This is a genomic window from Kitasatospora sp. NPDC093679 (assembly GCF_040683455.1).
GTDB classification, from domain to species: domain Bacteria; phylum Actinomycetota; class Actinomycetes; order Streptomycetales; family Streptomycetaceae; genus Kitasatospora; species Kitasatospora arboriphila.
The window spans coordinates 25208-43039 of the sequence record NZ_JBFBDW010000030.1; the positions used below are offsets into that span (position 1 = coordinate 25208).

The window sequence follows — 17832 nt, forward strand, 5'->3', positions numbered from 1 at the left end:
GACACCGCCGCCCGGCCCGGCCAGACTCCGTGGCCGGGTGACGCCACCGGTCACCGGGCGGCGTACGGGAGGCTCAGCGGTATCCGGTGGCGTCGGCGGGGCGGCCCGGGTCCTGGACCTCCACCATGTACCGCCAGGCGTCGGGCCGGCTGCCGTCGCGGTCGGTGAAGCCGTAGACCCGGGCGAGGCCGCCGCTGGACAGGGACCGGCCGTTCCAGCGGCCCACCTCAGGGTCGGCGGCCAGCGCGGCGACGGCCCGGCCGACGAAGAACGGGGTCTCCGAGATGCAGAAGTGCGGCTCGACCCGGAGGGCGTCGCGCCAGTTCTCCTCCGTCACCCCGAAGTGGCCGAGCATGATCTCCGAGCGCATCCAGCCCGGCGTCAGCGCGACCGCGGTCGCGCCGCGCGGCCCGAGCTCCTCGCCGAGCGCGAAGCCCATCCGCAGCACCGAGGTCTTGGCGAGGTCGTAGAAGAACGAGACCCGGTAGGTGTCGCGGTTGTACTCGGCGGTGCCGTCGGTCACTTCGACGACGAGGCCGCCGGGGTGACGCAGCAGCAGGGGCAGCGCGTGGTGGCTGGTGATCGCATGGGTCTCCACCGCGAGGCGCAGCAGGCGCAGCCCGTTGTCCAGGTCGTGCTCCCACACCGGGGTGTCCCACTGGAAGAGGTTCTCGCCGCCCCAGATGTCGTTCACCAGGACGTCGAGCCGGCCCTGTTCGGCGTCGATGCGGTCCACCAGGCTGCGGACCTGAGCGGGCACCAGGTGGTCGGTGGGGACGGCGATGCCGTGCCCGCCCGCCGCGGTCACCAGGTCGGCGGTGTCCTCGACGGTCTCGGGGCGGTCGTACTCGGACCGCTGCGCGCGGGTGCTGCGGCCGGTCACGTACACCGTGGCGCCCGCCGCACCGAGTTCCACCGCGATGCCGCGCCCCGCGCCCCGGGTCGCCCCCGCGACCAGGGCGACCCTGCCCTTCAACGCTCCGTCCGACGCACCGGTCATGTCCGGAGTCTACGGAGTGCGGGCGGTGGGTCGCGGGGTGAAACGCGGACCGTCCGCCCACCGCCGAAAGGGCGTTGCCCGGTCGGCGGGCGGCCGCTAGGGTCGGTCGGGTGACTGCCGGGTCGGCCATGGGCCACACACGGAACGGGCACCCGGCCTCGGCTTGAGCACGAGGCGGGGCAGGGCCCCGCCGTTCTCTCCACGTCGTCGCAGTGCCCCTGCGAGCGCACCGCTGCGAGCACATCGCCGTGCGCCGCGTTCCACGACCGGAGAGAAGGACCAGCCATGTCTTCCGTCATCACCGTCCAGCTCAACCACACCGCCGTGTACGCCCGGGACCGGCGGGTGTCCGCCGCGTTCCTCGCCGGCATCCTCGGCCTGGAGGTCGGCGCCCCGTTCGGGCCCTTCCTGCCGGTCGACCTCGGCAACGGCGTCACCCTCGACTACTACGAGAAGCGCGACGAGCCGATCCAGTCCCAGCACTACGCGTTCCTCGTCCCCGACGAGGACTTCCAGGCCATGATCGACCGCCTGGAGGCCGCCGCGGTGACCTACTACGCCGATCCCGGCCACACCGCGCCCGGTCGGACCAACGACTGGTTCGGCGGCCGCGGCGCCTACTTCGAGGACCCGGACGGCCACAACATGGAGATCATGACCAGGCCGTACGTCCGCCCCTGACCACGGGCCCCGGCCCCGCACCGGCCCTGCCGGGAGGGTGCGGGCCGGGCGACCCGGGTGACGTTTCCCGGCAGATCCATGCCGAACGGCCGCGGTGTCCCGATGCTGGAGGTGACGGAGCCGCGTGCCACAGGGCGGCGGCGGGCCCGCGAGGCGGCGAGGGCGAGGAGCACGGCACGGTGGAGAGCGCACCCGAGCACGACCGGCGGCAGTGGATCGACGCCGGCAGGCGCGACCGCGTCGTCCGGGCGGCGGCCACCGCCGGCCTGGTCGGCGCCCGGCACGCCGCGGCGGGCTTCCTGGACGTCGACGGGGTGCGCCGGACGGTCACCGGCCTGCACGCCGCCTTCGGCCCGGACGTGCCGGTGCTGCACACCTTCGCGGCCAAGGCGGCCGCCCTGGTGCCCGTGCTGCGGCTGGTCGCCGACGCCGGCATGGGCTGCGAGGTGGCCAGCCCCGGCGAACTCGCGCTCGCCCGCGCGGCCGGCGTCCCGGCCGACCGGATCGTGCTGGACTCCCCGGCCAAGACCGCGGCCGAGCTCGCCCGGGCCGTGGACCTCGGCATCGCCGTCAACGCCGACAACCTCCAGGAACTGGAACGGATCGCCGCCCTGCCGGCCCCCGGCCGCAGCGGCTCCGTGCTCGGGCTGCGGGTCAACCCGCAGGTGGGCACGGGCACGATCGGGGCGATGAGCACGGCCTCCGCGCAGTCCAAGTTCGGGGTGCCGCTGCGCGACCCGGGCGCCCGCGACCGGGTGCTCGACGCCTTCGACCGGTACCCCTGGCTCAGCCGGCTGCACGTCCACGTCGGCTCGCAGGGCTGTTCGCTCGACCTCATCGCGTCCGGCGTCCGCGCCACCTGGGAGCTCGCCGAGGAGATCAACCGCCGGGCCGGCCGCCGGCAGGTCGACTCGCTCGACCTCGGCGGCGGACTGCCCGTCAACTTCGACGACGACGAGGTGCGGCCGACGTTCGCCGCGTACGCGGCCCACCTGCGGGCCGCCGTCCCCGCCCTGTTCGCCGGCGGCTACGCGCTGGTCACCGAGTTCGGCCGGTCGGTGGTCGCGAAGAACGGCTTCACCGCAGCCCGCGTCGAGTACACCAAGGAGGTCGGCGGCCGCCGCATCGCGCTCACCCACGCCGGCGCCCACCTCGCCACCCGGACGGTGTTCATGCCCGAGGCCTGGCCGCTCCGGGTGGGTGTGCACCGGCCGGACGGCACCCGGCGCGAGGGCCCCGAGGAGATCCAGGACGTCGCCGGGCCCTGCTGCTTCTCCGGCGACGTGGTGGCCCGTGGCCGGGCCCTGCCCCGCATCGAGCCGGGCGACCTGGTCGTGCTGCACGACACCGGCGGCTACTACACCTCCGCCCCGTGGGCCTACAACAGCCTGGCCAGGCCCGCCGTGCACGGCTTCAGCACGGCGGGCGGCCCCGTCAGGTTCGCCACGATCCGGCCGGAGCAGACCCTCGCCGAGATCGCCGCCGAATCCGGAGCCGCCCACGCCGACGCCCTGACCGCGCTCACCGCCCGTTCCAAGGACCCGGACGGTGCGGCCGGCTGATCGTGCGGGGGAGTCACTCGTCCTCGGCGAAGGTCTCCCGCAGCACCTTCTCCTGCTCGTCGGACAGGTTGGTCTGGATGAGCTCCGCGTGCTGCCCCTGGAAGGCGGGGGCCACCTTGTCCAGCACGGCGTGCGAGGTGAGCAGGAACAGCGCCGAGGTGCCGGGGGTCACCTTGTCGCGCACCTCCTGGATGAACTCGTCGTCGATCCCGACGTGCGTGAAGTGACCGGAGACGGCGCCGGTCGCGGCGCCCACCGCCATGCCGAGGAGCGGCACGAAGAAGATCATGCCGAGCAGCAGGCCCCAGAAGGTGCCGCCGATCGCGCCCAGCCCGGTCAGGTTGCTCAGCTGCTTCGTCCTGGGCTTCTTCTTGTCCTCGGGCCAGCTCACCACCGCACCGTCCTGGACGACGATCAACCCCTGGTGCTGCAGGTCCTTCAGGACCTCCAGGGCGTCCTGCGCCCCCTCCGGGGTGGGAAAACGCCACACGGTCAGGCTCGCCATCACCGGCTCCGATCTCCTGCGGACAGACTTTGCCCTCATCCTCGGCCCGCGCCGCCCCGGCTGCCACGCACACCCCGCCGGAGGGGTGAGTACCGGCGTGTCGCCGCACGTCCGGGCGCTGCGGCGGGCAGGGATCGGGGCGAGGATCGACACGGTCCGGTCGTCGAGGAGACCGACCGGTACGGAATCGAGGCGCACCCATGGCAGAAGCAGTGAACGGCCGACGCGGCACCGACAGCGCGGCGAGCGGCGTGGTGGCCGTCGCCGCCGTCCTGCTGCTCGTCTCCGGTGTGCTCAACCTGCTGCGCGCCGTCATGGCGCTGGCCGGCGACCCGGTGTTCGTGATCGTCCCGAAGTACACCTTCCGGTTCACGCTGACGAGCTGGGGCTGGATCCACCTCGTCCTGGGGGTGCTGGCAATCCTGATCGGCCTGGCCCTCTTCCGGCTCGCCCTGTGGGCCCGGATCGCCGGGGTGGCCGTCGCCTGTCTGGTGATCGTCGCCAACTTCCTGTCGATCCCGTACTACCCGCTCTGGTCGCTCGTCGTGATCGCCGCCTGCACCGTCGTCATCTGGGGCCTGTGCACCGTCCGCCACACCCCGGCCTGAGGCCCGCGCCCTTCGACTGATCATCCGTCAATTCTGCTCCGCGGTACGGGTTAGACTCCGATCGACCACGAAGGGGGAGCGATGGCGGACAGCACGACGACAGCACGGTGGATCCCGCTCGGCGAGGGCGAGGGCGGTGGCCCGGAGGGGCTGCTCGTCCTGCCGGACGAACGGCCGGCCCACGGATCGGTGGTGGTGGCCGGGGAGTTCTTCGGCGTCACCGGCCACCTGAAGGCGGTCTGCGAACGGCTCGCCGCGGCCGGGTACGCCGTCCTGGCACCCGACTTCTACTGGCGCAACGCCCGGCGCGCCGGCTTCGGCCACGACGAGGCGGGCCGCGCCGAGGGCCGCCGGCTGATGACCGCACTGCGCCGGGACGAGGTGCTCGCCGACCTGACGGCCGCCCGGTCCACCGTCCGGGAGTTCGGCGGGCAGGGCGGCACCGCGATGCTCGGCTTCAGCCTGGGCGGGCACATCGCCGTCCTCGGCGCCACGGCGCTGCCGTTCGACCTGGTCGTCAGCTACTACGGCGGCTGGCTGCTCGACGGCGGCATCCCGCTGGCCGAGCCCCGGCCCCCGGTTGCCGACAGTGCCGCGATCGCGAAGAACACCGGCTTCCTGCTGGGCTTCTTCGGCGCCGACGACTTCGTGATGTCCCTCGACGAGTGGCACCGCGTCGGCGAGCACCTGCACGCGGCCGGCGTCCGCCACGAACAGGTCACCTACCAGGGCGTGGGCCACGGCTTCTTCAACGACGAACGCCCCGACACCTACGACGAGAAGTCCGCCGCCGACGCCTGGCGGCGCACCCTCGACGCCCTCGCCGAGCACCTCCGCCGCGGCTGAACCGCGCCCGCGGGCCGGCTACGCCTCGAGGTGGCCGCCGAGCTGGTACTCCAGCCCCGCTCGGAACTCGAGGCGGGGGACGGCTGCCCGCATCGCCTCGTACAGCTCGGGCGGCACCACGTACACGGCGGTCGCCAGCAGGTCGTCCTCACGGCCGGGGAAGAAGTCCCGGACGCTCAGGATCTCGTCCCGCGTGAGGTCGTCGGTGACGTGGGCCGCGACGTCCTCGGCGTCCCAGCCGATGAGCTCCCAGGCAAGGGTTTCGGCAGCATTGTCGATCATGCTTCCCACCGTAGCGAGGGCGTCCGGCGGCTTCACGCGGATTCCCCGGGGCGGGTGGGCGGCGGGCCGGTGCGGCGGGGTCGCCCCCGTCACCCGGCTGCGGCGGTCCGTTCGGTGGCGAGGTGCTCGCGGGCGAGGACGCCCGTCTGGACGTGGTCCTGCCGGCGGCCGTGGCGGAAGGCGGCCTCGCGGCGGCAGCCCTCCTCGGTGAAACCGGCCTTGCGGGAGGCGGCGAGGGCGGGCAGGTCCTCGCCGAGGACGGTCAGTTCGATGCGGTGCAGGCCGAGTTCGGCGAAGCCGTAGTCGAGCAGGGTGCGGACGGCGTCGGTGCCGAGGCCGCGGCCCTGGTGGGGTGCGCCGACGATGACGGCGGGGGTGGCGCAGCGGTCCTCGGGGTCGGCGCCGTAGAGCGTGACGTGGCCGACGGTCTCGTCGCCGTCGAGGGTGACGACGGTGAGGCCGACGTTGCAGCCGGTGTTCTGGCTCCACGAGCGGAACATGGCGGCGATCTCGGCGCCGGGCCGGGGGTGGACTGGGGGTGGACCGGGCCGGTGACCTGGCGGACGGCGGTGGCCGGGTCGTTCCACCGGGTGACGAGTCGGTCGAGGTCCTCCTCGCGGAGTTCGCGCAGGCGGACGAGCCGGCCGGTGAGCGGCGGGGGAGCCACGGGGCCTCCTGGTGGCCCTAGGTGATCTTCTTCGCGGGATGGTAGCCGTCCAGGGCACAGCCGAAGCCGGGGACGGTCAGTCGTCGGTGCGGCTGCCGGTGAACTCGGCGGGTCGGACGGCCTGTTCTGCGGTCGGCGCGGCGGCCGGTGCGGCCGGTGGGGCGGCGGGCCGGTGGCGCAGTTGGGCGAGGACGACCGAGCCGATCGCGAGCAGGGCGCCGAGCAGTTGCAGGGCGGTGAGTCCCTGGCCGAGCACCAGCCATCCGAGGGCGGTGGCGACCAGCGGGCTCAGCAGTCCGAGGAAGGTGACCTGGGTGGGGGAGAGGGCGCTGATGCCGCGGAACCACAGGGTGTAGGCCACGGCGGCGCCGATGATCCCGAGGTAGGCGTACCCGCCGAGGTTGCGGGCGGTGAGGTCGGCGGGCGGCGGGCCCTCGGCGAGCAGGGCGACGGGCAGGAGCAGCAGTCCGCCGGCGACGAGCTGCCAGCCGGTGACGGCGAGCAGTCCTGCGGGCGGGGCCCAGCGCTTGCTGAGCACCACGCCGGAGGCCATCACGGCGGCGCCGCCGAGGGCGGCGGCGATGCCGACGGCGTCCGGCCGGGCCTCGGCGCGCAGCACCATGAGGGTGACGCCGGCGATGCCGCCGACGGCGGCGGCCACCGTGCGGGCGGTGAGGCGTTCGCCGAGGAGGAGGGCGGAGAGTCCGGCGACCAGCAGCGGCTGGACGGAGCCGACGGTGGCGGCGAGTCCGCCGGGCAGCCGGTAGGCGGCGACGAACAGCAGCGCGAGGAAGACGCCGATGTTGAGGGAGCCGAGCACGAGCGAGCGCCACCACCAACTGCCGCTCGGCAGGCGGCGGGTGAGCAGGACGAGTAACAGGCCGGCGGGCAGCGCGCGGAGCATGGCGGCGGTCAGCGGCCGGTCGGGCGGCAGGAACTCGGTGGTGACGAGGTAGGTGGAGCCCCAGACGGCCGGGGCGAGCGCGGTCAGCAGGAGGACGGTCAGCCGTCGATTTCTTAGCACTAAGGCAATGTATCTCACTGCTAAGAGATCCGCTAGGCTGTTTCCATGGCAGACCACGTCGACACCGTCCTCGCCCAGTGGGCCCGGCAGCGCCCGGACCTGGACGTCTCCCCGATGGCCGTGATCGGCCGGCTCAAGCGGGTCGTGGCGGCCCTGGAGCCCGAGATGCGGCGCACCTTCGCCGCGCACGGCCTCGACGCGGCCTCCTTCGACGTCCTCGCCACCCTGCGGCGCAACGGCCCGGACCATCCGCTCACCCCCGCCGAACTGATGCGCTCCGCGATGGTCACCTCCGGCGCCGTCACCCAGCGGCTCGACCGGCTCCAGGCCAACGGCCTCGTCACCCGCAGCCCCAGCCCCACCGACGGCCGGGTCGTCCTGGTCTCCCTCACCGACAAGGGACTCGCCCTCATCGACGGTGCCCTGCCCGACCATCTCGCCACCGAGGAACGCCTGCTCGCCGCACTCGACCCCGCCGCCCGGGACGGCCTGGCGGCCACCCTGCGCACCCTGCTGGAGACCCTGGAGGACCCGCACCGCTGAGCGGCCCGCCCGCCCGCCTCCCCGGGGGCCGGCCCTGCGCAGCATCGGCACCCCCGGTGCCGCGACGCACCGCATTCAATCATGATCGACCGGCTGTGCAAGGAGACTGACGGAGCGGCAGGAGCCGCAGGTCGGGCACGGAGTCCGGCGCTGCGGCGCGGCCCACGAGCACCGGCCCGCTGCGGAGCCGGGGCCCGGAGGGGCTCCGACGCCGACCGCCTAGAGTGACGGACCATGTCGACCGGCACCCTCCTCGTGGACACCGCCGTGGCCGGCTCCGTCGCGGTCGCCCTCCGGCAGGCCCCGCGGGTGCTGCGCCGCCCCGCACCGGCCGCACCGGGCACACCGGCCGGCGGCCGGCGCGGGGTCACCGCGGAGACCGCACTGGCCGCCGTCACCGCACTGATCCTCCTCAACCAGCTGCTGGTCACCGTCTACCTGCTGCGGGTGCACGACGGCGACGCCTCGTTCGTCGCCCGGCTGCTGCCGCCCGGCTGGTTCGACCTCGCCGACGGGCCGACCGCGCGGGCCCTCGCCGCCCACGTGCCGGCACCGGAACTGCTCGCACCGAGCCTGCTCCGCGTCCCGGCGCTGCTCGAACTGCCCTTCGTCCTGCTGGTGTTCCTGACCGTCCTGCGCCGACTCGACCCGGTGGCGTACCGGCAGGCCGCCCTGTCGCCGCTGCTCGGTCTCGCCGCGGCCTTCTGCACCGCCGTCTTCTGCACCGTCGAATGGCAGCTGCGCACCCCGTGGACGGAACAGGACATCGCGATCCGGCTGCTCTCCGCCGTGCTCACCCCGCCCGCCGTCGCCGCCGTCGTACGGCGCGACGCGCGGGCCGCCCGCACCCCGGCCGGGCCGCCGGGCACCGCGGGCCTGCTGCTCTTCGCCGTCGACCTCGCCGCGTTCGGCCACCTCGTGCTGACCGTCTACGACACGGCGCTGCTCTACAACCTCGGCCGCCTGCCCGACCGGCTCCCCGGCGCGGCCGCGGCGGTCGCCGTCCTCGCCGCCACCGCGCTGCTCCGCCGCCGGATCCCGGCCGGCCCGGCGGCGCGGCCGGCCACCGGGATGCTCGCGGACGGGCTGCGCCGGTCACTGGTGCTGTTCTTCGTCCCGGCCCTGGCGATCCGGTACGGCGTCACCTTCGGGACCCCGCCGCTCGCCGCCGCGGCCGGGCTCCTCGTCCTCCTCGCGGCCGCCGTCCCCGTCCTGGCCGCCCGCCCCCGTGTCGCGGCACTCGCCCTGCTGCCTGCCGTGCTCGCGGCCCTGCTCGCGGGCGCCGCCGCCGGACGTCTGACGGCGGGCGCCCACTACGAGACGGCACTGCTCGGCGCGGCCGTCGCCGCCCTCACCGCGGCCGTGCTGACCTGCGCCCTCGCCGACCGGCTCACCACGGCGGCGGTCGCAAACGGGCGGCGCTAGGACGTGTCTTCAGAGGCGTACGGATGCCACATGGGGGCGCCCCCAGGCGCCCCTGGATCGACCGCCCGAGCGCCCTTTGAAGACAACTCCTGGGCCTTCGCGGGCGTCAGCCCAGGGCGCCGGTGTGCGGGTCGCGGGCGGTGAGGCAGTAGGTGCCGCCGGCCGGGTCGCGCATCACCGTCCAGTGGCTGTGCTCGGCGACGAAGACCGCGCCGAGGTCCTCGTGGGCGCGCCGGGCGGCCGCGCGGTCGGCGCAGGCGAAGTCCAGGTGGGCGCCGGTCGGCCGGGGGTCGTCCAGTCGGTGCAGCAGGATCCGGACGGGCAGCTCCGCCGGCGACTTGGCCACCCGGAACTCCGGCCGCGAGCCGGTCAGCACCGGCCAGCCGGTCAACCCGCCCCAGAACGCCGTCTCGGCCTCGAACGCCCCGCCCGGGACGTCGACGGCGAGCTGGTCCAGCCGGGTGCCCGCGTGGACCTCCGGACGGCGGGACTCGCCGCGCCAGGGCACCGCGCAGAACGACTGCCCGGCGGGGGAGGCGAGGACCACCAGGTCGTCGCCCTCGTCCGCCAGTACCGAGGCGCCCAGTTCGACGGCGCGGCCGGCGAGCGCCCGGACGTCCTCGACCGCCAGGTCCAGGTGCGCGCCGCCGGCGCCGCCGGCCACGCCCTGGAGCTTCAGACAGGCGTCCGTCCCCTCGCTCAGCAGGGTCGCGAACTCGCCGTCCGCACCACGGCGTTGTGACAGCGACGTGCCGGTCGCCGCCGTCCAGAACCCGGCGGCCTGCGCGAACCGCTCCCGCGGCCGGTCCACGAACGCGTACACCCAGCGGATCATCCCTGCTCCCGTCACCTGATGGCCGTGCCGACCGGCCGTGCGGGGACATCGTGCTGGCCGGGGGCGGCCGCGCACAAACGGGTCGGCCGACCGGCAGCCCTCCGGCCCCCGCCGGGGGTCACTGGGTGGCGGTGACGATGCAGCGCTTGAGCTCCGCGACGGCGTCGGGATCGCCCTCGACGGTCAGACCGGGCGCCGGATCGCCGTCCTGACGGTTCCACACCCAGCGCAGCACGGCCGCCGGCGGACCGCTCACCACGGCGTCCGCCGGGCCGCGGCCCGCCCCGTCCTCGACCGTGAACACCCCCGGGCCGGTCCGCAGCCGCCAGGCGGCGCCCTCGGTCCGCACCTCGTAGCCGCGGCCGGGGGAGTCCGCCAGGATCCCGGTGAAGTAGTCGCCCCACTCCTCGACGCCGTACGCCACGAAGACCTTCAGCAGTTCGTCGATGCCGTCCACCGCGAGATCGGCCGGGACGGGCGCGACCCGCTGCCCGGTGCCGAGCTCGGCGTCGATCCGGTGGATCACCGTCTCCTGCGCCATCCGCCGGATCCAGAAACCCACCGACCTGTCCGGCGCGTACCAGGAGCCGGCCGGGTCCTCGGGGCGGCGGGCGGCGAACTCGGCCAGCAGGCCCCGGTAGGCCCGGTCGAGGAGCGCGATCGGCTCCTCCTCGTCCAGCCCCTTCGGCGGCCACTGCTCGGGTTCGGCGCCCTCCCGCATCGCCGCGATCTTGTGCAGGTACACGGCGCCGACGTGCCGGGCCAGGTCGGTGACCGTCCACCCCGGGCAGGTCGGCACGGCCGCGGCGGGTGCGAGCGGCACCACGGACCGCAGCCGGGCGAAGTCGGCCGCGAGGCATTCCAGGTATCGGGCGTTGTCCATGACGCCAGTTCAGCACGGACCGCCGCCGCACCGGCCCCGATCGGCCTCAGCCGAGGAAGAACCCCGCGAGGACGGGCGCCAGCGCCTCCGCCGCCACGTCGTGCGTCTGGCCCTCCAGAACGCGGTGCACCGCACCGGGCAGCGCCTCCGCGGCCGCCCGGGCGGCCTCTTGCAGCACCGGCGGACTCGCACCGCCCGCCAGGACGAGCGCCGGCACGCCGACCCGCCGCGCCAGGTCGCGCGGCACGGAGCCGTCGGCCAGCACCGCGTCGTCGTACCCCAGCGTCGGGGCGATCGCCTCGAACGCCGGCCAGTGCGGCTGCGTCCGCATCCCCGCCACCGCCTGCGCGGGGACCCCGGCGTGCGTCATGAACAGCGCCACCGCATCGCCCCGGCGGCCGGCGGCGAGCAGCTCGTGCAGCCGCGCCGAGTACTCCTTCGCCTCCGCGGCCAGGCCGGCCTCGGCGACGAACGGCGGCTCGTAGAGGGAGATCCGGGTGATCCCCGGCTCGGCCGCCGCCGACCGGAGGACGAGCGCGGCCCCGGAGGAGGTCCCGTGCACGGCCGCCCGGCCCCCGGCGGCCGCGACCACCGCCCGCAGGTCCTCGACCTCGCGGTCCACCGCGTAGGGCGGGGTGTCCCCGCTGTCGCCGCGGCCCCGGCGGTCGTAGGCGTACACGGTGAAGTCCCGTTCCAGCAGCGCGGCCAGCGGGCGGGCCGAACGGTGGCACAGCGCACCGTCGACCAGGACGAGCGCCGGTCCGGCGCCGCCGTACTCGTAGGCGATGCGGGTGCCGTCGGTGGAGGTGAGGACGGGCATGGTGACTCCCTGCCTTCCATGGAGATCGGTGCTGCACGCAGACCGGTGCCGCGGCGGCCCCCGGGGGGACCGGCGCCGGCGGGCTCAGCCGTGGCCGGCGTCCAGGCCCGCGACGTACGCCTCGAAGCGGTCGAGGCCGGTGGCGAAGCCGGCCTGCGCCGCGGCGCTCAGGTACGCGGCCGGGACGTTGGTCTGATGGGTGACCACCTCCGTCCGGCCGTCGTGCAGGTCGGTGAAGGTGACGGTGGTCCGCATGCCGCCCTCGACGTCGGCCTCGACCCAGACCAGCCGGTCGGGCCGGCTGACCTCCGCGTACACCGCCCGCATGGTGTGGGTGCTGCCGTCGGCGTCGCTGACCATGGTGGTCTCGAAGGCGCCGCCCGGCCGGAGGTCGACCACGATGCCGTCCAGCGGGGTGGTCGTGCCGGTCGGGCCCCAGAAGCGGGCCAGGTGCTCCGGGGTGGTCATGCAGTCGAAGAGCAGCTCGGGCGTGGCCCGGTGGATGCGCCGGTAGGTGAGTTCGCCGGTGGTGGTCATGGGGTGCTCGTCTCCTCGGCGCCGCCGTCGCGCTGCTCCGCGCCCAGCGCGGCCAGGTGTGCGTCGAGGCGGTCGTGGCGGTCGGCCCAGACGCGGCGGTGCCGGCCGATCCAGTCGGTGGCCGCGTCCAGGTTGGTCGGCTCCAGCACGCACGGGCGGGACTGCGCCGCCCGGGTGCGGGAGATCAGGCGGGCCTGCTCCAGCACCTTCAGGTGCTTGGAGACCGCCTGCTGGCTCATCGCGAACGGCTCGGCCAGCTCGCCCACGGTGGCGCTGCCGGCGGCGAGCCGCTCGAGTATCGCCCGCCTGGTCGGATCGGCCAGCGCGGCGAACACCAGGCTCAACTCGTCCTCGACGACCGTCATGACGCCAGCCTATGCACAACCAGCCGTTTGCACAACCAAAAGGTTGTGGACGGGTTCCGCTGCCGGGGCGGTGGACGGACCGCGGACCTACAGTGACGTCGAGGGATGCCGTGAACCGCCTCCGGGTGCGTCCGGCTGCCGGCCCGACGGTCGCGTTGACCGTCCTGGCGGTGGTGGGCGCCCATCTGCTGTCCCCGGGTGCCGCGCCGCCGGGCGCCGCCGCCGAGGGCGCTGCCCCCTTGGCCGCGCTCTACGACAACACCGCCGTCACCGCCGGGAGCGCCCCCGCCGGGGACCTGGACGGGAGGGGCGGCAGCCTCGCCGAGGCCGACCTGGCGGCGGCCGGGTGGGCACGGGGCGCGCGGATCACCGTCAACGGCACGACCTACACCCGCGCCGACGTGGCACCCGGCCGGCCCGACAACGTCCTCGCGGCGGGCCAGGACGTGGCCCTCTCGGGCCGCGGCAGCGCCTTGGGCTTCCTCGCCACCGCCACCGGCGGCCCGGCCACCGGCACCGGCACGGTGCGCTACGCCGACGGCACCAGCAGCAGCTACGAACTCACCGTCGGGGACTGGGCGGCCGGGAGCACCGCGGCGGCGGCGCTGACCCTGCCGCACCGCCACACCCCGGCCGGCACCGTGCCGGAGCAGGCGCGGCTCTACACGGCGGCCGTCCCGATCGACCGCGGCAAGGCGGTCGTCGCGGTGACCCTGCCCCGGCTCCGCGACGACCGCGACGACCGCGCCCCGGCACTGCACGTCTTCGACCTCGCCGTCCGCAACACCACGGACGCGCCGGGCGGCCGGGTCTGGGAGGCCGCCTGGACGGCGTCCCCGGGCACCGCGTCCGCCGTTCCGGAGCCCGACGGCTGGACGGACCGCACGCTGCGGATGGTCGTCCACCCGAACCTGGCCGGGCGGACGGTCCGGATCAGGCTGACCAACGCCCTCTCGCCCGTGCCGGTCACCTTCGGCCGGGTGACGCTCGCCGTCCGGGCCGACCACGGCACCGCCCGGGCGGCGCCCGTCCCGGTGACCTTCGCCGGCCGGACGCGGACGACCGTCCCGGCCGGCGGCGACGCCTACGGCGACCCGGTCGACCTCCCGGTCGCCGAGGGAGACGAACTGCTGGTGAGCATCCACCTGCCGGGCCGCGTCCTGGTCGCGCCCCGCCACGTGTGGGCGCTGAGCACCTCCTACACCACCGCGGCCGGCGCGGGCGACCACAGCACCGACACCGGCGGCGCCGCGTTCACCCGGCCGATCCCGTACTGGGCCTTCCTCACCGGCGTCGACCTCGCCACCGCGGACGGCCGCGGCACCGTCGTCGCCCTCGGCGACTCGCAGACCGACGGCGCCCACACCCGACCCGACGCCGACCACCGCTGGCCCGACCTCTGCGCCGCGGACCTGCGCCGCACCGCCCCCGGCACCGGCATGGCCAACGCCGGGCTGTCCGCCAACTCCCTGCTGACCGACAGCACCGGCGCCGCCGGGCCCGCCGCGCTCAACCGCCTCGACCGCGACGTCCTCGCCCAGCCGGACGCCCGGACCCTCGTCCTCTACGAGGGCATCAACGACATCACCCTGCACGACGCCTCCGCCCGGGACCTGATCGCGGGCATCCGGCGGATCACCGCCCTGGCGCACGCCCACGGCCTGCGGGTGGTCGTCGCGACGATCCCGCCCTTCGGCGGCAGCACCCTCTGGACGGAGGAACGGGAGGAGGTCCGACAGCAGGTCAACTCCTGGATCCGGTCCTCCCGCGACATCGACGCCCGCACCGACTTCGACCTCGCGGCACGCGACCCCGCCGCCCCGGAACGGCTGCGCGACGGCGTCCACGACCCACGCGACCACCTGCACTTCAACGACGCCGGCACCCGGCTGCTCGCCGACACCCTCGCGCCCGCCCTCGCCGGGGTGCTCACCCGCGGCGCCCCCTCCGGCCGGTAGTCTCGCCCCGCACGGGCGAGCGCGGAACGGCGGCGGAGGGACAACGATGACGGGCACCGTCCGACAGGTGTGGGCGCGCGAGGAGATCCCGTCCGGCCCGAGCGTCTTCCTCGCCGGGCCGACGCCGCGGGCGGCACGGGTGGCGTCCTGGCGGCCGCAGGCCGTCGACCTGCTCGCCGAGCGGTGGGACGGGCCGCAGCCGCTGACGGTGCTGCTCCCGGAGGACCGCGGCGGCTTCCGCGCCGCCGACTACGACCACCAGTTCGCCTGGGAGACCGCCGCCCGGGCCGGCGCCACCGCGATCCTCTTCTGGATCCCGCGGGACCTGCGCACCCTGCCGGGCTTCACCACCAACGTCGAGTTCGGACACGACGTCACCACCGGGCGGACGGTGCTCGGCTGCCCGCCCGACTGCCCGAACCCCGAGCGCAACCGCTACCTGCTGCACCTCGCCCGGCACTACGGCGCACCCGTCCGCGAGACCCTCCCGGAGACGGTGGCGGCGGCCCTCGCCCTGGTGGCGGCCGCCGCCGGGGCCGATGCGTCCGCGGCCGAACGACGCCGGTGACCCGCCGCGCCGGGCCGCAGCCGCTGCCATAGGGTGATGCCGTCGCAGGCCCGGTGCCGACCGAACGGGACATCCCTGCGGCCGGGCCGCGGCCCGTCCCACGGTGCGTCAGGACCGCACCCGCGGGCACGTCAGGGCCCGGACCAGCAACGGAGGACGCCATGCCCCGCTCCGCGCCCCGCCGTCGGCAGCCCGCGCGCAGCGGCACCCCGCACCGGCGGCCGTCGGCAGTGGCGCTCGCGGCGGCCGCCCTGGCACTGACCGTGCTCGGGCTGCCCGCACCGACCGGCCCACGGGCCGCGCAGGCCCCGGCCGCGGCCGCGGCCACGATGGGCAGCGGCCTCGTGCCCCGGCCCGTCCTGGTGCAGCCGGACCCGGCGACCGGCTACCCGCTCACCGCGCAGACGGCGATCACCACCGAGGCCGGCTCCGCCGAGGCCGCACGGATCGGCACCCGGCTGGCGGAGCTGCTGCGCCCGGCCACCGGCTATCCGCTGACCGTCCGGACGGCCGCGTCGGCGGCCGCGCCCGCCGACGGGATCGCCCTGCTGCTGACGGGCGCCGACCCGTCCGTCGGCCCCGAGGGCTACCAGCTGGACGTCACCGCCACCGGCGTGGTGATCCGGGCCGCACAGCCGCAGGGCCTGTTCAACGGGGTGCAGACGCTGCGCCAGCTGCTGCCCGCACCGATCGAGTCGGCCACCGTGCAGCCCGGCCCGTGGACCGTCCCCGGCGGGCACATCGTGGACCACCCCCGCTACCCGTACCGCGGCGCGATGCTCGACGTGGCCCGGCACTTCTTCACCGTCGCCCAGGTCGAGCGCCACATCGACGGCCTCGCCCGCTACAAGATCAACCACCTGCACCTGCACCTGACGGACGACCAGGGCTGGCGGATCGCCGTGGCCGGCCGGCCCGAACTGACCTCGATCGGCGGCTCCACCCAGGTGGGCGGCGGCCCCGGCGGCCACTACACCCAGGACGACTACCGGGCGATCGTCGCGTACGCCGCCGCGCAGAACATCACCGTCGTCCCCGAGGTCGACCTGCCCGGCCACATCAACGCGGCCCTCGCCGCCACCCCGGAGCTGAACTGCGACGGCCAGGCCCCGCCGCCCTACACCGGCACCGACGTCGGCTTCAGCTCGCTCTGCCTGAGCACCCCGGCAGGGCGGGCGGCCGCCGAGGAGTTCGTCGACGACGTCGTCGATCAGCTCGCCGACCTCACCCCCGGCCCCTACCTCGCCATCGGCGGCGACGAGGCGCACACCACCGATCCCGCCCAGTACGCCGACTTCATGACCTGGGTGCAGCAGGACGTCGCCCGGCACGGCAAGACCGCCGCCGCCTGGAACCAGATCACCGGCGCGACCCTGCAGCCGTCCACCCTCGTCGAGGACTGGGACACCACCGGCGACGACCCCGACCTCGCCGCGGCGGCCGCCGCCGGCACCGGCCTGATCATGGCCCCGGCCCGGTTCGCCTACCTCGACCAGAAGTACACCGCCGACACCGTCCTCGGACAGCGCTGGGCCACCCCCTCCGGCCTGGAGGTCCGCACCGCCTACGACTGGGACCCGGACGGCTACCTCCAGGGCGCGCCCGCCTCCGCCGTCCGCGGCGTCGAAGCCCCGCTGTGGACGGAGACGGCCGCCACCCCGCAGGACCTCGACCACCTCAGCCACCCCCGGCTGCCCGCCCTCGCCGAGCTCGGCTGGTCGCCCGCCGCCGCCCACGACTTCACCGACTTCGCCCGCCGGATCGCCACCCACGGCCCGCGCTGGGAACTGCTCGGCATCCGCTACTACCGCTCGCCGCAGATCCCCTGGCCCGCCACCCCGGCCGGCCCCACCGGCCCCACCGGGCCGGTGACCGCCGGAGCGGGCCGCACCTGCCTCGCCGTCACCGGCGGCCGGACCGCCGACGGCACCCCGGTCGACAGCCGGACCGCCTGCGACGCAACCCCCGCCCAGACCTGGACGCTCGGCGACGACGGCACCCTGCGCGCCCTCGGCAAGTGTCTCGACGCCACCGGCGGCGGCACCGCCAACGGGACCTCCGTCCGGCTCTGGACCTGCAACGGCACCGGCGCCCAGACCTGGCAGTGGAGCTTCGGCGCGGGGCCCGCGCTGCTCAACCCCGCCTCGGGGCGCTGTCTCGACGCCACCGCCTCCGGCAGTCTCCGCCTCTACGACTGCGGCAGCACCGCGGCCCAGGTCTGGCACCTGCCCTGACCCGCGACCGGCTCGCCCACGGCGGCGCCGGACACCACGGCGGTTTCGGGCGCCATGACGGTGCCGGGATGCCGGACGCCGTGGGGGTGTCGGACACCGTCCCGGCGGAACGACCAGTGGTGCGCGCCGACGAGGTGCTCCGCGTGGGCCGCGAGGGTGCCCGGGCCGCCCGGTCGGAGCAGGACGGTGTCGAGGCAGAGGGCCGCGTGCCCGGCCGCCACCGGCAGCGCCGCGGCGAGATCGGCCGGCGGCGCAGCGACGCTCAGGTCCAGCGTGTCCGAGCCGACCAGCCGACCCGGCGGCAGCCCGCCGGCCGGCGGCGACGGATCGGCCAGGACCGACGGATCGGCCGGGCCGAACGGGACGGGACGGCGCAGGTCGGCCGCCACCGAGGGCAGTTCGCCCATGCGGACATCCTGCGGGCCGCCGCTGACACCCCGTCGACGGCCCGGGGCCGGGTCCGAGTCCTGGGCTGTGTCCGGGGTCGGG

At 75.5% G+C, this 17832-nt stretch carries 20 protein-coding genes; 9 read left to right on the forward strand and 11 right to left on the reverse strand.

Features of this window, described 5'->3' with window-relative positions:
• Positions 1–73 precede the first annotated feature (73 nt).
• Positions 74–1000: an SDR family oxidoreductase gene (locus tag AB0O09_RS23655; protein ID WP_363544153.1), complete on the reverse strand. Its 927-nt coding sequence runs from the start codon at positions 998–1000 to the stop codon at positions 74–76.
• Between the two features lie 285 nt (positions 1001–1285).
• Between AB0O09_RS23655 and AB0O09_RS23660 the strand changes: the two genes are divergently transcribed.
• Positions 1286–1681: a VOC family protein gene (locus AB0O09_RS23660; RefSeq protein WP_363544154.1), complete on the forward strand. Its 396-nt coding sequence runs from the start codon at positions 1286–1288 to the stop codon at positions 1679–1681.
• A gap of 179 nt (positions 1682–1860) precedes the next feature.
• A complete protein-coding gene (locus AB0O09_RS23665) occupies positions 1861–3243 on the forward strand; it encodes a diaminopimelate decarboxylase (RefSeq protein WP_363544155.1) in 1383 nt (460 codons plus the stop codon).
• Positions 3244–3256: 13 nt separating this feature from the next.
• Here the strand turns inward: AB0O09_RS23665 and AB0O09_RS23670 are convergent, their stop codons facing one another.
• Complete coding sequence (locus tag AB0O09_RS23670; protein WP_363544157.1) at positions 3257–3748, reverse strand: DUF1269 domain-containing protein; 492 nt, start codon at positions 3746–3748, stop codon at positions 3257–3259.
• A gap of 200 nt (positions 3749–3948) precedes the next feature.
• Here AB0O09_RS23670 and AB0O09_RS23675 point away from each other — a divergent pair, with 200 nt between their 5' ends.
• Positions 3949–4356, forward strand: coding sequence for a hypothetical protein (locus tag AB0O09_RS23675; RefSeq protein WP_363544159.1), 408 nt, complete (start codon positions 3949–3951; stop codon positions 4354–4356).
• An 81-nt stretch (positions 4357–4437) separates the two neighbouring features.
• A complete protein-coding gene (locus AB0O09_RS23680; protein WP_363544161.1) occupies positions 4438–5202 on the forward strand; it encodes a dienelactone hydrolase family protein in 765 nt (254 codons plus the stop codon).
• 18 nt (positions 5203–5220) lie between these two features.
• On the opposite strand, the gene AB0O09_RS23685 is transcribed toward AB0O09_RS23680, so the two are convergent.
• From AB0O09_RS23685 to AB0O09_RS23695, 3 genes are all read right to left on the reverse strand, one after another.
• Positions 5221–5484, reverse strand: a complete 264-nt coding sequence (locus tag AB0O09_RS23685) for a hypothetical protein (protein ID WP_363544162.1) — start codon at positions 5482–5484, stop codon at positions 5221–5223.
• Between the two features lie 89 nt (positions 5485–5573).
• Entirely contained in the window at positions 5574–5984 is a 411-nt protein-coding gene (locus tag AB0O09_RS23690) for a GNAT family protein (protein WP_363544164.1), read from the reverse strand.
• A gap of 243 nt (positions 5985–6227) precedes the next feature.
• On the reverse strand, positions 6228–7175 hold the full coding sequence (locus AB0O09_RS23695) for an EamA family transporter (RefSeq protein WP_363544166.1): 948 nt from the start codon (positions 7173–7175) through the stop codon (positions 6228–6230).
• Between the two features lie 45 nt (positions 7176–7220).
• Here AB0O09_RS23695 and AB0O09_RS23700 point away from each other — a divergent pair, with 45 nt between their 5' ends.
• On the forward strand, positions 7221–7718 hold the full coding sequence (locus tag AB0O09_RS23700; protein WP_363544168.1) for a MarR family transcriptional regulator: 498 nt from the start codon (positions 7221–7223) through the stop codon (positions 7716–7718).
• A gap of 234 nt (positions 7719–7952) precedes the next feature.
• Complete coding sequence (locus AB0O09_RS23705; RefSeq protein WP_363544170.1) at positions 7953–9143, forward strand: hypothetical protein; 1191 nt, start codon at positions 7953–7955, stop codon at positions 9141–9143.
• A gap of 106 nt (positions 9144–9249) precedes the next feature.
• Here AB0O09_RS23705 and AB0O09_RS23710 read toward each other — a convergent pair whose 3' ends face one another.
• The 5 genes from AB0O09_RS23710 to AB0O09_RS23730 all read right to left on the reverse strand — a co-directional run bounded on the left by AB0O09_RS23710 (position 9250) and on the right by AB0O09_RS23730 (position 12583).
• Complete coding sequence (locus AB0O09_RS23710; RefSeq protein ID WP_363544171.1) at positions 9250–9978, reverse strand: VOC family protein; 729 nt, start codon at positions 9976–9978, stop codon at positions 9250–9252.
• Positions 9979–10096: 118 nt separating this feature from the next.
• Positions 10097–10861 (reverse strand): maleylpyruvate isomerase family mycothiol-dependent enzyme, encoded by a 765-nt coding sequence (locus AB0O09_RS23715; RefSeq protein WP_363544173.1) that lies wholly within the window; start codon positions 10859–10861, stop codon positions 10097–10099.
• Positions 10862–10907: 46 nt separating this feature from the next.
• Positions 10908–11681, reverse strand: a complete 774-nt coding sequence (locus AB0O09_RS23720; RefSeq protein WP_363544174.1) for an alpha/beta hydrolase — start codon at positions 11679–11681, stop codon at positions 10908–10910.
• Between the two features lie 84 nt (positions 11682–11765).
• Positions 11766–12218 (reverse strand): SRPBCC domain-containing protein, encoded by a 453-nt coding sequence (locus tag AB0O09_RS23725; RefSeq protein WP_363544176.1) that lies wholly within the window; start codon positions 12216–12218, stop codon positions 11766–11768.
• Positions 12215–12583 carry a metalloregulator ArsR/SmtB family transcription factor gene (locus tag AB0O09_RS23730; RefSeq protein WP_344626274.1) on the reverse strand — a complete coding sequence of 123 codons (369 nt, stop codon included), beginning with the start codon at positions 12581–12583 and terminating at the stop codon, positions 12215–12217. Before AB0O09_RS23730 ends, AB0O09_RS23725 begins: the two co-directional genes overlap by 4 nt.
• Before the next feature lie 110 nt (positions 12584–12693).
• On the opposite strand from AB0O09_RS23730, the gene AB0O09_RS23735 reads away from it, so the two are divergent.
• The 3 genes from AB0O09_RS23735 (at position 12694) to AB0O09_RS23745 (ending at position 17343) form a co-directional block, all read left to right on the forward strand.
• Positions 12694–14541, forward strand: coding sequence for a GDSL-type esterase/lipase family protein (locus tag AB0O09_RS23735; protein WP_363544178.1), 1848 nt, complete (start codon positions 12694–12696; stop codon positions 14539–14541).
• Between the two features lie 46 nt (positions 14542–14587).
• Positions 14588–15109, forward strand: a complete 522-nt coding sequence (locus AB0O09_RS23740; RefSeq protein WP_363544180.1) for a nucleoside 2-deoxyribosyltransferase domain-containing protein — start codon at positions 14588–14590, stop codon at positions 15107–15109.
• A gap of 161 nt (positions 15110–15270) precedes the next feature.
• Positions 15271–17343 carry a family 20 glycosylhydrolase gene (locus tag AB0O09_RS23745; RefSeq protein WP_363544182.1) on the forward strand — a complete coding sequence of 691 codons (2073 nt, stop codon included), beginning with the start codon at positions 15271–15273 and terminating at the stop codon, positions 17341–17343.
• On the opposite strand, the gene AB0O09_RS23750 is transcribed toward AB0O09_RS23745, so the two are convergent.
• Positions 17298–17750, reverse strand: a complete 453-nt coding sequence (locus AB0O09_RS23750; protein ID WP_363544184.1) for a DUF4253 domain-containing protein — start codon at positions 17748–17750, stop codon at positions 17298–17300. The two genes, AB0O09_RS23745 and AB0O09_RS23750, sit on opposite strands and share 46 nt — an antisense overlap.
• Between the last annotated feature and the right edge of the window lie 82 nt (positions 17751–17832).

Bases quoted from the DNA above. Each gene is read 5' to 3' on its own strand.
- AB0O09_RS23670 (WP_363544157.1), bottom strand. From the start codon at position 3,748: ATGGCGAGCCTGACCGTGTGGCGTTTTCCCACCCCGGAGGGGGCGCAG.
- AB0O09_RS23655 (WP_363544153.1), bottom strand. From the start codon at position 1,000: ATGACCGGTGCGTCGGACGGAGCGTTGAAGGGCAGGGTCGCCCTGGTC.
- AB0O09_RS23740 (WP_363544180.1), top strand. From the start codon at position 14,588: ATGACGGGCACCGTCCGACAGGTGTGGGCGCGCGAGGAGATCCCGTCC.
- AB0O09_RS23725 (WP_363544176.1), bottom strand. From the start codon at position 12,218: ATGACCACCACCGGCGAACTCACCTACCGGCGCATCCACCGGGCCACG.
- AB0O09_RS23750 (WP_363544184.1), bottom strand. From the start codon at position 17,750: ATGGGCGAACTGCCCTCGGTGGCGGCCGACCTGCGCCGTCCCGTCCCG.
- AB0O09_RS23720 (WP_363544174.1), bottom strand. From the start codon at position 11,681: ATGCCCGTCCTCACCTCCACCGACGGCACCCGCATCGCCTACGAGTAC.
- AB0O09_RS23745 (WP_363544182.1), top strand. From the start codon at position 15,271: ATGCCCCGCTCCGCGCCCCGCCGTCGGCAGCCCGCGCGCAGCGGCACC.
- AB0O09_RS23680 (WP_363544161.1), top strand. From the start codon at position 4,438: ATGGCGGACAGCACGACGACAGCACGGTGGATCCCGCTCGGCGAGGGC.
- AB0O09_RS23705 (WP_363544170.1), top strand. From the start codon at position 7,953: ATGTCGACCGGCACCCTCCTCGTGGACACCGCCGTGGCCGGCTCCGTC.
- AB0O09_RS23685 (WP_363544162.1), bottom strand. From the start codon at position 5,484: ATGATCGACAATGCTGCCGAAACCCTTGCCTGGGAGCTCATCGGCTGG.
- AB0O09_RS23675 (WP_363544159.1), top strand. From the start codon at position 3,949: ATGGCAGAAGCAGTGAACGGCCGACGCGGCACCGACAGCGCGGCGAGC.
- AB0O09_RS23710 (WP_363544171.1), bottom strand. From the start codon at position 9,978: ATGATCCGCTGGGTGTACGCGTTCGTGGACCGGCCGCGGGAGCGGTTC.
- AB0O09_RS23660 (WP_363544154.1), top strand. From the start codon at position 1,286: ATGTCTTCCGTCATCACCGTCCAGCTCAACCACACCGCCGTGTACGCC.
- AB0O09_RS23700 (WP_363544168.1), top strand. From the start codon at position 7,221: ATGGCAGACCACGTCGACACCGTCCTCGCCCAGTGGGCCCGGCAGCGC.
- AB0O09_RS23690 (WP_363544164.1), bottom strand. From the start codon at position 5,984: ATGTTCCGCTCGTGGAGCCAGAACACCGGCTGCAACGTCGGCCTCACC.
- AB0O09_RS23715 (WP_363544173.1), bottom strand. From the start codon at position 10,861: ATGGACAACGCCCGATACCTGGAATGCCTCGCGGCCGACTTCGCCCGG.
- AB0O09_RS23730 (WP_344626274.1), bottom strand. From the start codon at position 12,583: ATGACGGTCGTCGAGGACGAGTTGAGCCTGGTGTTCGCCGCGCTGGCC.